The organism is Neisseria sp. P0019.S003, assembly GCF_051957115.1.
GTDB lineage: Bacteria > Pseudomonadota > Gammaproteobacteria > Burkholderiales > Neisseriaceae > Neisseria > Neisseria flavescens_D.
Genome location: NZ_JBQCWT010000079.1, coordinates 1 through 456 on the forward strand (window position 1 = coordinate 1; position 456 = coordinate 456).

The 456-nt window shown below is 56.8% G+C and carries 1 protein-coding gene; it reads right to left on the minus strand.

The window, feature by feature from the left end:
* The coding region (locus ACTHTS_RS11180; protein ID WP_440370079.1) for a phosphoenolpyruvate-utilizing N-terminal domain-containing protein at positions 1 to 456 on the minus strand (456 nt) is incomplete at both ends.

A 456-nucleotide genomic window follows, 5' to 3' on the forward strand; every position in this document is an offset into this window, starting at 1 on the left:
GTTACAAAGGCGGTGACGTGCTGCTCTTTGAACAATACGGTATCGGCAGGCGAGAGGTCGTGCGCGATGAGGAAGGTGTCGTCAAACAGGTTGCCGGCGAGGTTGATTTCGTTGCTTTGGCCGACAAGGTTGTTGTGGATGCGGCGGACGACTTGGCGCATGTCCTGTTTGCGTTCGCGCAGGTAGTCGTCGTCGATGCTGTCGAACTGGGCGGCGAGCTTGTCGCTTTGCTGTTTCAATGCCCATTCGGCGCTGATTTTTTGCTCGCGCAAAATGTCGATGGGTTCGCGCGAGAGGGTAACGTCGGTCAGCAGCATCAAGTGCAGCGAGATGAATGCGCCCAATTCGGTCGGGGCGTTTTCGGGAATCGCGCCGCGCAGTTGTTCCAACTCTTTGCGCGTGGCTTTGATGACGTTGTCGAAACACGCAGCTTCGGCATCGAGTTTGTCGGGATCA